Source organism: Sphingomonas sp. T1 (genome assembly GCF_902506585.1).
GTDB classification, from domain to species: Bacteria; Pseudomonadota; Alphaproteobacteria; order Sphingomonadales; family Sphingomonadaceae; genus Sphingomonas; species Sphingomonas aerolata.
The window spans coordinates 3,244,053-3,257,301 of record NZ_LR733875.1 but is presented as its reverse complement, the minus strand read 5'-3'; the positions used below and the strand labels follow the sequence as shown (position 1 = coordinate 3,257,301).

General features: G+C 66.9%; 11 protein-coding genes and 1 tRNA gene. 9 read left to right on the top strand and 3 right to left on the bottom strand.

All coding sequences use genetic code 11. The annotated features are described in order from the left end of the window. Positions 1-50 precede the first annotated feature (50 nt). Together folP and GV027_RS14830 are read left to right on the top strand one after the other, a co-directional pair. Complete coding sequence (folP, locus tag GV027_RS14835) at positions 51-1,109, top strand: dihydropteroate synthase (RefSeq protein WP_159512333.1); 1,059 nt, start codon at positions 51-53, stop codon at positions 1,107-1,109. Between the two features lie 104 nt (positions 1,110-1,213). Beyond that, entirely contained in the window at positions 1,214-2,098 is an 885-nt protein-coding gene (locus GV027_RS14830) for a bestrophin family protein (protein WP_031396098.1), read from the top strand. A gap of 43 nt (positions 2,099-2,141) precedes the next feature. On the opposite strand, the gene GV027_RS14825 is transcribed toward GV027_RS14830, so the two are convergent. Beyond that, on the bottom strand, positions 2,142-3,557 hold the full coding sequence (locus tag GV027_RS14825; RefSeq protein ID WP_159512332.1) for a sigma-54-dependent transcriptional regulator: 1,416 nt from the start codon (positions 3,555-3,557) through the stop codon (positions 2,142-2,144). A 207-nt stretch (positions 3,558-3,764) separates the two neighbouring features. Here GV027_RS14825 and GV027_RS14820 point away from each other — a divergent pair, with 207 nt between their 5' ends. The 7 genes from GV027_RS14820 (at position 3,765) to GV027_RS14790 (ending at position 9,426) form a co-directional block, all read left to right on the top strand. Further along, complete coding sequence (locus tag GV027_RS14820; RefSeq protein ID WP_031396100.1) at positions 3,765-3,887, top strand: aa3-type cytochrome c oxidase subunit IV; 123 nt, start codon at positions 3,765-3,767, stop codon at positions 3,885-3,887. Positions 3,888-3,891: 4 nt separating this feature from the next. After that, positions 3,892-5,013, top strand: coding sequence for an NAD(P) transhydrogenase subunit alpha (locus tag GV027_RS14815; RefSeq protein WP_056406884.1), 1,122 nt, complete (start codon positions 3,892-3,894; stop codon positions 5,011-5,013). 69 nt (positions 5,014-5,082) lie between these two features. After that, positions 5,083-5,376 carry an NAD(P) transhydrogenase subunit alpha gene (locus GV027_RS14810; protein WP_031394789.1) on the top strand — a complete coding sequence of 98 codons (294 nt, stop codon included), beginning with the start codon at positions 5,083-5,085 and terminating at the stop codon, positions 5,374-5,376. Between the two features lie 28 nt (positions 5,377-5,404). Beyond that, on the top strand, positions 5,405-6,838 hold the full coding sequence (locus tag GV027_RS14805; protein WP_056673591.1) for an NAD(P)(+) transhydrogenase (Re/Si-specific) subunit beta: 1,434 nt from the start codon (positions 5,405-5,407) through the stop codon (positions 6,836-6,838). 100 nt (positions 6,839-6,938) lie between these two features. Then, positions 6,939-7,889, top strand: a complete 951-nt coding sequence (locus GV027_RS14800; protein ID WP_159512331.1) for a hypothetical protein — start codon at positions 6,939-6,941, stop codon at positions 7,887-7,889. A 75-nt stretch (positions 7,890-7,964) separates the two neighbouring features. Continuing rightward, a tRNA-Val gene (locus GV027_RS14795) sits at positions 7,965-8,040 on the top strand. 66 nt (positions 8,041-8,106) lie between these two features. Continuing rightward, positions 8,107-9,426: a M20/M25/M40 family metallo-hydrolase gene (locus GV027_RS14790; RefSeq protein WP_159512330.1), complete on the top strand. Its 1,320-nt coding sequence runs from the start codon at positions 8,107-8,109 to the stop codon at positions 9,424-9,426. Positions 9,427-9,448: 22 nt separating this feature from the next. Here GV027_RS14790 and GV027_RS14785 read toward each other — a convergent pair whose 3' ends face one another. Together GV027_RS14785 and pncB are read right to left on the bottom strand one after the other, a co-directional pair. Continuing rightward, a complete protein-coding gene (locus GV027_RS14785) occupies positions 9,449-11,884 on the bottom strand; it encodes a hypothetical protein (RefSeq protein ID WP_159512329.1) in 2,436 nt (811 codons plus the stop codon). Between the two features lie 53 nt (positions 11,885-11,937). After that, complete coding sequence (gene pncB, locus GV027_RS14780) at positions 11,938-13,242, bottom strand: nicotinate phosphoribosyltransferase (RefSeq protein ID WP_159512328.1); 1,305 nt, start codon at positions 13,240-13,242, stop codon at positions 11,938-11,940. Positions 13,243-13,249 lie beyond the last annotated feature (7 nt).

Genomic DNA, 13,249 nt, shown 5'->3' with positions numbered 1-13,249 from the left:
GAACGGGATTAGCCGTTTGAACGGCATGCGGATTTGGGGAAAAGGGGGGCATGACCAGCCTCCACCTCCGCCCCGTCCAGTTCGTCGACACCCCGATCGGCCATCCCGACGGCAGCGTCGCGCGGCTCGCGGGCGGGATGCAGTGGTTCGCCGCCTATGAGGTGATCGAGCGCGGCGCGCGTCGCACGATCCCGGTCGCCGACGTCGCGACGCTGGGTGACCGCGGGGCGCATCTCCACGCCATGATCACCGCGCCGCGCGCGCCCCTCCCGCTCGGCGAGCGTATGCTGCGCTTCGACCAGCCGCTCGTCGCCGCTATTCTCAACGTCACCCCGGACAGCTTCTCCGATGGCGGCAAGCATGTCGACGACCCCGCCGCCGCCGCGGCCGCCGGGATCGACATGGCCGCGGCGGGCGCGACGATGATCGATGTCGGCGGCGAATCGACCCGCCCCGGCGCGGCGGCGGTCTGGGAAGGCGACGAGATCGCCCGGCTCGTCCCCGTCGTCGAGCGGCTCGCCCGCGCCGGCGCGATCGTCTCGGTCGACACGCGCAAGGCCGGCGTGATGGCGGCGACGCTCGCCGCCGGCGCGCATATCGTCAACGACGTCGCCGCCCTGCTGTGGGACGATCGCGCGCTCGAGGTCGTCGCCGCCAGCGGTTGTCCGGTCGTACTGATGCACTCGCCCGACCCCCGCGAGGGCGGCCACGGTCGGACCGGCTACGCAAACGTCGTCACCGACGTGTTCGACTGGCTCGAGGCGCGGATCGCCGCGGTCGTCGCGGGCGGCGTCGATCGCACGCGGATCATCGTCGATCCCGGCATCGGCTTCGGCAAGACGCTCGCCGACAATCTCGCGCTGCTCAACGGCCTGGCGATATTTCACGGGCTCGGCTGCCCGATCCTGCTCGGGGCGAGCCGCAAGCGGCTGATCGGCGCGCTGTCGAACGAGGCCCCGGTCGGCGACCGGCTCGCCGGATCGCTCGCGCTCGCGCTCAAGGGCGTTGAAGCCGGCGTCCAGATCCTGCGTGTCCACGACGTCGCCGAGACCGTTCAGGCGTTGCGCGTCTGGCGCGGGATGCGTGACCTCGCACTCGTCGGCGGCTGACCCGGCGCCGATCTTCTGGTCACATGTTCGGGGCGGAATATCGCCGCATTGCAGCGAAATGCGCGATCGCGCATTAGACAAGGCGTCAGCAAGGAGCCTTTCGTTTGATCGTTACCGCAACACCGCGCCTAAGCCAGATCCTCAGCGAAGTCTGGCGCCCGTTGCTCGGGCTCTTTGTCTGGGACGTCGTGGTAACCATCACCTATTATGTCCTGCCCTTTCACGCGCCGTCGCTGCCGCTGACGCTGTTCGGCACCGCGCTCGCGCTGTTCCTCGGCTTTCGCGACAATTCCGCCTATCAGCGCTGGTGGGAAAGCCGCGGCCTCTGGGGGCTGATGACCAACGCCTCGCGCAGCCTTGCCCGCATGACGCGCAACCTGCTCCCTGAACCCGAAGGCCATGATCTCAAGCGGACGATCGTCTTGCGCCAGATCGCCTATGTGAACGCGCTGCGCTGTCAGCTCCGTCGCCAGCCGGTCGCGCCCGACGTCCTGCGGTTCCTGTCGGAGGACGAGGCGTCGTTCGCGCTCGCGCGGACCAATCCCGCCAACGGCCTGCTCGACGGCACCGGGCGGCGGATCGACATCGCCCGCCGCAATGGCTGGATCGACACGATCCAGCAGGCGTCGTTCGAACGGCTGCTTGTCGATATCGCCAATGCGCAGGGCGGGATGGAGCGGATCAAGAACACCCCGCTGCCCAATCAGTACCGCTTCTTCCCGACGCTCTTCACCCGGCTGTTCTGCATCCTGCTGCCGATCGGGCTGGTCGAGACGCTCGGCTTCGCAACCCCGATCGGCTCGACGATCGCAGGGCTGATGTTCCTCGCGGTGCTTCAGATCGGCGACGATCTCGTCGATCCGTTCGCGGACACGATCCACGACGTGCCGCTCAACGCGATGTGCCGGACGATCGAGATCGACCTGCTCCAGGCGATCGGCGACGAGGCCCCCGAGCCGCTGAAGCCGGTCAAGGGCGTGCTCTGGTAGGTCGCCGCCTTTCGTCCGGCTCCAGGACAACGTCGCTTAGGGGTCAGGCGACGTTGTCGATCCCGAGTTCGGCGAGCTTGCGGTACAGCGTCGACCGCCCGATCCCGAGCCGCCGCGCGACCTCGGTCATCCGTCCGCGATAATGACCGATGGCGAGCCGGATGAGGTCCGATTCGATCTCTTCCAGCGTGCGCAGATGGCCGTCGGCACTGAACAGCGTCACACCACCGGCACCGGCACCGGTCGCGGGCTCGGGCCTGCGACGGCTGCCGAGCGCCGCGATTTGCGGAAAATCGGCGCGTGTCAGCGCGTCGCTCTCGCACAGCACCGCGGCGCGGAAGAGCGCATTCTGCATCTGCCGGACATTGCCCGGCCAGTCATATTGGACCAGCAGCGCCAGCGCATCGTCGGTGATCCCAAGCGGACGCAGCCCCGGCTGCTGCGCGATCCGCGCGAGCAGGTGGCGGGCGAGCGCCGGGATGTCGCCGGTTCGCTCGCGCAGCGGCGGGATCGTCACCTGCACCGCGTTCAGCCGGTAATAGAGGTCCTCGCGAAACCGGTCCGCCTCGACCTCGTCGATCAGCGTCGTGTTGCTCGCGGCGATCACCCGGACGTCGACCTGCTGCGGATGCCGCGCACCGAGTGCATGGACGTCGCCCGTATCGAGCAGATGGAGCAGCTTGATCTGCGCGTCGATCGGCATCGCGCCGATCTCGTCGAGGAACAGCGTGCCGCCGTCCGCCTCGCGAAACCGGCCGATCTTGCGCTCGAACGCGCCGGTAAACGCGCCTTCCTCGTGCCCGAACAGCTCGCTCTCGACCAGATTGGCGGGGATCGCGCCGCAATTGACGCTGATCATCGGGCGTTTGGCACGCGGCGACGCCGCATGGATCGCCTCGGCCACGACCTCCTTGCCGACCCCGCTTTCGCCTTCGAGCAGGATCGCGACGCGGCCGCGCGCGGCCTTGGCGGCGATCGCCAGCGCGGCGCGGAAATCGGGCGACGAGCCGACGATCTCGTCGAACGCGAGCAGCGCGGGGATCTTCTCGGTCAGCGGGCGCAGCTCGCCCGCGGTCGTGCCGGCGACGACTGCATCGAGCGAGGCGAGCAGCCGGTCGGGGGCGAGCGGCTTGACCAGAAAATCGGTCGCGCCCGCGCGCATCGCGTTCACCGCATGCTCGACCGATCCGTTCGCGGTCAGCATCAGGATCGGCAGTGCCGGGCGGCGATTGCGCAGCTCGGCGATCACCGCCGATGCGTCCTCATGCGGTGCGGAATGGTCGAGGATGATCGCGTCGAGCTGCATCCCGTCCTGCGTGCCGAGCGTGGCGATCGCCATCTCGCCGTCGCTCGCGAACACGGTCCGCCAGCCGCCACGCGACGCCAGTGCGGACACCAGCCGCCGTTGTGCAGGCTCGTTGTCGATCAGTAGTAGCAGGCGCTGCCCGTTGCGCGTCATGGCGAATCCTGTCCCGTTTGCGGACAGTCTTTAGCCTTTTCAGGTAAAGGGCGACTTAAATATCGCTTTGAGGCGGTTGCGATGCGCTCCGACCGTGCCGCCGCGGCTGCACGACGGCGCGAAGCCGGGGTTTGGCAGCGCGGGGGTTGAGGCTGGGGCACCGGCCCGATAAGGTCGCACCGATAACAGAATGGCGAGGGACGGATCATGGCGGACGATGCAAACATCAAGGGTCATGCTGCGACCTATGACAGCGTCATCGGTGTGATGAAGATCGGCGCGATCGCCTGTGCGGTGATCGTCGCGATCGTCATCTGGCTGATTTCCTGATCCGATGAAGATCGCCGTCCTCAAGGAGCAGGTGGACGGCGAGCGGCGGGTTGCCGCGACGCCCGAAACCGTCCGCAAGTTCGTCGCGCTGGGCGCGACGCTCGCGGTCGAGGCGGGGGCCGGCCAGTCCGCGTCGATCGCCGACGCCGCCTATGCCGATGCGGGGGCGAGCGTCACCGACCGGGCGGCGGCGATTTCGGGTGCGGACATCGTGCTCGGCGTGCAGGCGCCGGATCCGGCAACGCTGGCGGGCGCCGCGCCCGGCGCCTGGGTCGTCGCCAGCTTCAATCCCTTTGGCGAGCGCGCCCGGGTCGATGCCTATGCCGCGGCGGGCCTCGAGGCGCTGGCGATGGAGTTCATGCCGCGCATCACCCGCGCGCAGTCGATGGACATCCTGTCCTCGCAGTCGAACCTGTCGGGCTACAAGGCGGTGCTCGACGCCGCGGCCGAATATGGCCGGGCCTTTCCGATGATGATGACCGCGGCGGGGACGATCAGCGCCGCGCGCGTGTTCGTGATGGGGGTCGGCGTCGCCGGGCTCCAGGCGATCGCGACCGCGCGCCGGCTCGGGGCGCAGGTTTCCGCTACCGACGTCCGCGCCGCGACGCGCGAACAGATCCAGTCGCTCGGCGCGAAACCGATCTTCGTCGAAAGCGTCGCCGGGATCGAGGGCGAGGGGACGGGCGGCTATGCGGGCGAGATGAGCCCCGAATATCAGGCCGCGCAGGCCGAGCTTGTCTCCGGGCACATCGCCAAGCAGGACATCGTCATCACCACCGCGCTGATCCCCGGCCGCCCCGCGCCGCGGCTGATCTCGGCCGCGCAGGTCGCGAGCATGAAGCCCGGGTCGGTGATCGTCGATCTTGCGGTCGAACAGGGCGGCAATGTCGAGGGTGCGGTCGCGGGCGAGATCGTCGAGGTGAACGGCGTCAGGATCGTCGGCCACCGCAACGTCCCGAGCCGGCTCGCTGCCGACGCCAGTGCATTGTTCAGCCGCAATTTATTCAACTTTCTCAGTGCCTTCTGGGACAAGGAGACGGGGCGGCCGGTGCTCGATGCGGAAATCGGCGACGCGATCCGCCTGACCCGCGATGGCGCGGTCGTCAATCCGCGTTTGCAGCCATGACCCGGCACGATACAAAACCCCGTTTGCGTCTCAACATTCGCAACATTCGCGGGGCTCAGGAGGGCTGAGATGGACTTTATCGCGATCCTGTCGATCTTCGTCATGGCCTGCTTCGTCGGCTATTATGTCGTCTGGTCGGTGACGCCCGCACTCCACACGCCGCTGATGGCGGTGACCAACGCGATTTCCAGCGTGATCATCGTCGGCGCGCTGATCGCGTCCGCCGCGGCGGGATCGCCGGTCGCGAAATATCTCGGGCTGCTCGCGGTCGTGCTGGCGAGCGTCAACATCTTCGGCGGCTTTGCGGTCACCGCGCGGATGCTGGCGATGTACAAGAAAAAGGAACGGCCGGTCGCCAAGTGACCGTCACGGATCCGAGGGGAACTGAGTGATGCATGACGTAGCCGTGAACCCCTGGGTCGCGCTGGCCTATCTCGTCGCCGGCATGTGCTTCATCCTCGCGCTGCGCGGCCTGTCCAGCCCGGCGACGAGCCAGCGGGGCAACCGGTTCGGCATGATCGGCATGACGATCGCGGTCGTCACGACGCTGGTCACGCATCTCAACGTCGGCATCTGGGAGATCGTCGTCGCGATCGGCATCGGTGCCGCGATCGGGCTCGTGACCGCCCGGCGGATCGCGATGACCGCGATGCCGCAGCTCGTCGCCGCGTTCCATTCGCTGGTCGGGCTTGCCGCGGTGCTGGTCGGGGTTGCGGCCTATCTGAACCCGCAGGCATTCGGGATCTCGGACCTGATGATCCCGCTGCTCGGCGATCCGGTCGCGATCATCCGGCCGGTCAGCCGGATCGAGCTGGGGCTGGGCGTCGCGATCGGCGCGATCACCTTCTCGGGCTCGGTCATCGCCTTCCTCAAACTCAACGGCAACATGGGCGGCAAGCCGATCATGCTGCCCGGTCGCCACGTCATCAACATCGCGCTGCTTGCCGCGATCCTCGGGCTGATCGCCTATTTTGTCACCAATCAGGAGCCGTGGATCTTCTGGACGATCACGGCCCTGAGCTTCGTCATCGGCTTCCTGCTGATCGTGCCGATCGGCGGCGCCGACATGCCGGTGGTCGTCAGCATGCTCAATTCCTATTCGGGCTGGGCGGCGGCGGCGATGGGCTTCACGCTCCACAACACCGCGATGATCATCACCGGCGCGCTGGTCGGCTCGTCGGGCGCGATCCTCAGCTACATCATGTGCCGGGCGATGAACCGCAGCTTCATCAGCGTGATCGCCGGCGGTTTCGGACAGTCGGCCGATGCCGGTGGCCCCGCGGCTGCCAGCGACCGCCCTTGGAAGCGCGGATCGGCGGAGGATGCCGCTTTCCTGATGAGCCAGGCCGAACAGGTCGTCATCGTGCCCGGCTACGGTATGGCGGTCGCCCAGGCGCAGCACGTCCTGCGCGAGATGGGCGACAAGCTGAAGGCGGAAGGGGTGCGCGTGAAATATGCGATCCACCCCGTCGCGGGGCGCATGCCGGGCCACATGAACGTCCTGCTGGCAGAGGCGAACGTGCCCTATGACGACGTGTTCGAGCTTGAGGACATCAACAGCGAATTCGCGCAGACCGACGTGGCTTTCGTGATCGGCGCGAACGACGTCACCAACCCGGCAGCAAAGACCGACAAATCGTCGCCAATCTATGGCATGCCGGTCCTCGACGTCGAGAAGGCGAAGACGGTGCTGTTCATCAAGCGGTCGATGGGCGGGGTCGGCTATGCCGGCGTCGACAACGACTTGTTCTACCGCGACAATACGATGATGCTTCTGGCAGATGCGAAGAAGATGGTCGAAGACATCGTCAAGGCGCTCGACTGACGGCGTCTGCCTGTCCGCCGGATCCGCCGAGAACCGACCCATTTGGCGTGTAAATCCGGTACGATCCATGGCCTAATCGCGTCTGGCGGGGGATGCGGCAATGACGGCGATCGACGCGCTATCGGCGGACATACGCTATGATGGCGGTGCCGCTGCGGTTCTGATTGCGGACCTTGGCGGTGCGGGGGCAGGGGATCGGCTCGCGACCGCGCTGGGTGCGCTGGGCGGGCGCCTCATGGCCCGGATCGACTGGCACGTCCCGCTCGATCGGTCCGCGACACCGCGTATCATTCTGGTCGATACGGTGGGGATCAACGGACCGCTGCTCGCCGAGCGGATGGCGCAGATCGTGGCCTGGGCCGCCGATACCGATGCTGCGCTGGTGGTGGCGCTGCGGCCCGACAAAATCGACGCGATCACCGCGCTGACGCTTGGCGGTGCGACATCGTTGCTCGTCGATCCCGGGATCGGCGAGTGCGTTGCCGCGGTGGCGATCGCGATCGAACGATCGCGCCAGCCTGCCGGGGTCTTCGACGTCACCCGCGAAAGCGACGGGGCCCGGCTGGAGCGTCTAAGCGCGGAGGTCGGGCGCATTGCCGAGGCGCTTGCCCGGCTGACACAGGCAGATCATGATCGACCGTCCGATCCCCCCGCGATCGTCGGCGATCGATCGGTCGCCTATCAGGCAGCGCCCGGGGCGACGCAACACGACGCGACCGACATTCGACGCGCGATCCGCGCGCGGCGGCTTCGCGACCAGTTTTTTGGCGGCACGCTGTTCGAGGATCCGGGCTGGGACATGCTGCTCGATCTCTACGCCGCCGATCTCGAGCGGCGCCGTGTGTCGGTGTCGAGCCTGTGCATCGCCGCAGCCGTCGCGCCGACGACGGCGTTGCGCTGGATCGCGCGCATGACGGATAGCGGGCTGTTCGAACGCCAGCCCGATCCGCATGATCGCCGCCGCGCCTATATGGCGCTGTCGCCGCCCGCGCGCGACGCAATGCGTGGCTATTTCGGCGCAGTCTTGCGCAACGAGCTGCGGATCGCCTGAACGCATGTGCTTTGGGGCTTGCCCCGACGCCATAGCTTTGGCATCGGACCCTCACCTCAGGGCCTCATCCCGAGAGGGCGCTTAGCTCAGCTGGTAGAGCGGCTCGTTTACACCGAGTAGGTCGGCGGTTCGAACCCGTCAGCGCCCACCATATCTCCCGACACTGGACGCGGCGGCCGAACCCCGCTTTCATGCTGCCAAGGGAGTTGAGACGCTTATGGCACGACAGAAATTCTGGTGGGTCGCGACGGTGGTCGGGGGTATCCATCTCGCAGGGGCAGCGCAGGCGCGCCTCACGCCGGCAGAAATGCGGGCGGTTGCGACCGTCGACGCCGAGCATGAGCGCTCGATCGGGCTGCTCAAGACGCTCGTCGACCAGAATAGCGGCACGATGAATCTTGAAGGGGTCGCCAAGGTCGGTGCGATGGTCCGTGCGGAGCTCGAACCACTCGGCTTTGCAGTGACCTGGAAACCGATGCCACAGACGCAGCGGGCGGGACATCTGATCGCGCGGCACCCGGGCAAGCCTGGCGCCAAACGCCTGTTGCTCATCGGTCATCTCGACACCGTCTTCGAGCAGGACTCACCGTTCCAACGGTTCAAACGCAAAGGCGAGAGCGCGACGGGGCCAGGTGCGGGCGACGACAAGGGCGGGATCGTCGTGATGCTGTCGGCGCTGCGCGCGATGAAGGCCGCCGGCCTGCTGGACGCCGCCGATATCGAGATCGTGCTGACCGGCGATGAGGAAGATGCGGGCGACCCGGTGGCGATCGCGCGGGGCGATTTGATCGCAGCGGGCAAGCGCGCCAATGTCGCGCTCGACTTCGAAGGCCTGTCGGTCGTCGAAGGTCGCGACATGGGATCGATCGCGCGGCGGTCGTCGAACGGTTGGGTGCTCACCACGTCGGGCAAGACCGGGCACTCGTCGCTGATCTTCTCGGACGCCTATGGTGACGGCGCCATCAACGAGATGGCCCGGATCCTGGCGGTATTTCGCAAGGATCTGCCCGAACCCAATCTGACCTTCAATACGGGCGTGGTCGCGGGCGGTGCGACGGCAGCGCTCGACAGCGACGGCGTCCGGGCGAGCGCGACGGGCAAGGGCAATATCATCCCTGCAACCGCGGTCGCCCGTGGCGACTTCCGAACCCTGAGCGAAGACCAGACCATGCGGGTCCGTACGAAGATGGAGCGGATCGTCGCGGCGCATGCGCCCGGCACGAATGCGACGATCCGGTTCGAAAGCGGGTATCCCGCCATGCCACCGACGGCGGGAAATCGCGCGCTGCTCGACCGGTTGAATCTGGTCAATCGCGACATGGGGCTGCCCGAGACGGCAGCGCTCGATCCGCTCAAGCGGGGTGCGGGCGACATTGCGTTCGTCGCGGGTGATGTCGACGGGCTGATCGGGCTCGGAACCGCGAGCAGCGGCGATCATGCACCGGGGGAGACGGTCGACCTTGCGAGCATTCGCCGTCAGGCCAAGCGCGCCGCGATCCTGATGGCCCGCCTTTCACGCGAGCCAAAGGATCGGTGACAAGGCTCGACGCCCCGCTGGGCTAGCGGTCGACGACGTTCGGCTTGGCGGTCGCAACGACTGAATCGTCGTCGCGCAGCTTGAGGAACAGCGTGTCGGTCGGGCGCGGAATTGCGACCGTACTGGCGGTATAGCCGTCGGGAATTGCCGCAGCGCCGGTGAACTGCGCGTCTCCGCCAACCGCGGCGAGCAGATACAGCGCGTCACCGGTCAGCAGGCAGCGGGGCGCGCCCTTGTCGCAAGTCACGCCCGTGAGTGCGGGCAGGCGGACGAGGGTGATGAGCGGCGCCCAATCGCTTTCCACACCGTCCTGCAGGAGGCGGTAGCGCAGCGGGCCATAGGCCGATACGCCCAGCGCCTTGGCCGGTTCGATCGTCGCAATCGCGACCTGTGCACTCTGGACGCGGTAGCCGTTCGCTGCAGCGATGACCGTCGACGCGCGTCCGTCGACCGTGGCGATCTCGACCTGTTCGCGCCCGCTGAAACGGGTTGCCCCCGCGCCGCGGAGTGAAAAGGTCAGGCTGGCATCGAGCGGCATGACGGTGCTCGACGGCAATGTGATCGGCAGCGACGCTGCGTGCGCCGCCGGGGCGATGGTCTTGTCGATGAGCGTGACCGACGGCCGCGCGGGAGCGACATGCACGGCGACCGGCAGCACGCGATCGTCCTTCAGCGCCACCCGCCCGGATCGATCCTGGCCTGCGGTCCAGGCGGCGACCGGAGCAGGCGTGTCGACCGTCATGACGCGTTTGTCGGCCTTGCCGGTTCGTACCACCGCACCAGGGCTGAATACCGCGCCATCGACGCTCAACGAGGCGACGGTGTCCAGCCGTGTGCCCGTCAGGACACCATGAAGATCGCCGGCGTGCAGCGTGAACGCGTCGATCCGCCCCGTCTCGGTCAAGGCCGTCAACGCGATAGTGTCGACGTCTGCGATTCCCTGCTGGCGGATAAGCAGGTTGATTTGCCCCGCCGCGATCTGCGCCTTCGGGATCGTTGCGGTGACCCGGCCATCCGGCAATGCGGCCCATTTGAGCGGCTCGGTCGTGCCGGAGGTGCGGGCGAGCGCGATGTCCTCGACACAGGCGGCTGCTCCGCCCTCGATCGTCAGGCTGTTATCGCGTCCGGCGATCACCGTGGTGCCCTCGATCGCGCGCCAGCTGTTCGCGCGCGGACTCTGGATGCGAAAGCGTGGACCGTCGAACGGGGTGAAGCCCCATACGCCGTGAAGCGTGGCGTCAAAGCTGACTCGCAGATCGCCGCCGTAGCTGCCCGGGCCGGCGAGAAGGAAACCCCCGCGTTCGACATCGGCGCTGACCGGCAGATCGAGCGTGCTGCCGTCGGCACGCGTCACGCGGACCGCCATAGCATGCGCATAGCGCGTGGCATAGATCAGCGGCGCGCCTTCGACTGGAAGCAGCACACCCTCTCGTGCTCGACACAGCGCGCGACCGGGCGCGATCGTCCGCAGCGGCGGCGGCTCGGGCGCCTCGATCGCCGGAAGCGCCGCGACCATGACCGACTTGGGCTTTGCAAAGGAGGGGGCGGCGTTCAGCAACAGCGACAGGCGCGCCTCTGCCGCACGGCCGAGGGCGGGAATATACTGGAACTGGGTCGACTGGAATGCGCCAAAAATCCGGGCAAGATCGCGAACGACACCGATATAGGAGCTGTAATAGCCGTATCCGGCCTCGGGTGTTGCGGCGAGTTGCAAGGCCAGATCGGTGGGGGCGCCGACGAGGGTTTCGGTCAGCGATGCGCTGTGACTGTCGGCCAGCAGTAGCGAGCTTCGGCTCTGCGTCAGGCAGGCCGCCTGGAGATCGATCGCCTGCTCGAGGCATTCGGCCTTGAGCGTGATTGACAGGCTGCGGGTCAGGACGGGTGATACGGTCTCGATCCGTTCAGGATGCGTGCGCTCGAGGCGGTGGATCGAGTCCAGGAACGTGTCGAGCCGCGCGCGGTCGAGCGACGCCTGGTTGAGCTCCTGCGAGGCGCGGACGAACGCGCCGGGCTGTTTGCGGACGGCGTCGACGATCGAGTCATAACCCCCGCCGGTTTCCGGCGCGAGGAAGAGGATCAGCTGGCGTGCGCCAGCGGGCACGGTCAGGTCGAGAGTGTTTTTCTTCCGCTCCCACGTCTTGGCCTGCGTGAACCAGTTTTTGGGGGGCGGATTGGTCGCGCCGCGCAGGAATGCGGCCACCAGCAGGTAATGGACACCCTGATCACGGGGTAAATCCGCACTCACCGCGATCCGGTCGCCTTCGCTGAGATTGGGCACCTGCCCGATCGGCAACCTCGTCGCACCGTGCGTCACCATGACGTTCAGCGCCGGACCAGACAGGTCGAAGGCCGCGGGGTCAGCCTGTGCCGGGGTGAGCGGCAGCAGCGCGGCGAAGAGCAGCGCGATGCGTCCCGACCAGGTAATCGACGCGCCGAGGGGGAATCGCGAAACAGCCATGGGCGCTACCCGTGGCGGCAGGGCATGGCCATTTTAGGGCGGTGGCGCAGGGTCTAGACCGCGACCTTCGCGTTCGTGCGGCCCTCGTCGCCGAAGATTCGCAGGTACCGGGCAATCTCGCCCGGATCGCCGGTCGCCTTGGCCGGATTGTCCGACAGCTTGACCGCCGGGCGTCCATTGGCCTGCGTGACCTTGGCAACCAGCGAAATCGGCTCGAGTCCGGCCATGCCATCGGGGTCGCACCCTCGGAAATCGTTGGTCAGATTGGTCCCCCAGCCAAAACTCATCCGCACCCGGCCGTGGAAATGCCGATAGGTTTCTTCGATCGTGTCGACATCCATGCCGTCCGAGAAGATCAGCAGTCTCGTTTTCGGGTCGCGACCCTGTGCCTTCCACCAGGCAATGATCGCTTCGCCACCGGCGATCGGGGGGGCACTGTCGGGGCGGAAGCCCGTCCAGTCGGCGACCCAGTCGGGCGCGTTCGCGAGGAAGGCGCTCGTTCCGAACGCATCGGGCAACGCTATCAGCAGATTGCCGCCATAATGGCGTCGCCAGTCATCGAGTACTCGGTAGGGCGCATCCGCTATCCCCCGGTCGTCGTCGGCCAGTGCGGCATAGACCATCGGCAATTCATGCGCGTTGGTGCCGATGGCTTCCAGATCGTTATCCATCGCCAGCAAGACGTTCGACGTGCCGATGAAACGGCTGCCAAGCCCTTCCTTAAGCGCCTCGACGCACCAGCGTTGCCACAGAAAGCCATGGCGGCGCCGCGTACCGAAGTCGGACAGGACCAGATCGGGCAGATCCCTCAGCCGTTCGACCTTGTCCCATAATTTGGCCTTCGCGCGCGCATAGATCACGTCGAGCGCGAAACGTCCGCGATCGTGGACCGCCACGCGTGCGCGCAATTCATTGATGATCGCAAGCGCGGGGATTTCCCACATCGTCGTTTCCGCCCAGCAGCCCTCGAAGCGCAGTTCGAACTGTCCGTCGACGGTCTGCAGCTCGTATTCGGGAAGCCGGAAGGCGGCGAGCCACTGCAGGAATTCGGGCGCAAACATGCGATCCTGGCCATAGAAGCTGTTCCCCGCGAGCCAGATCAACTCCTTCTTGCCGAATCGTACCGTGCGCGCATGGTCGAGCTGCGCGCGCAGCTCGCCTTCGTCGATGATATCCGCGAGCCGCACGTTCGTCGTGCGGTTGATCAGGGTGAACGTCGCCTGCACGGTCGGGTGGAGGTGACGGATCATCTGCAACATCAGCAGCTTGTAGAAATCGGTATCGAGCAGGCTGCGGACGATCGGATCGAGCCGGAAGCCGTGGTCATAGGTACGCGTGGCAATATCGGTGACGGCCATGCCGATC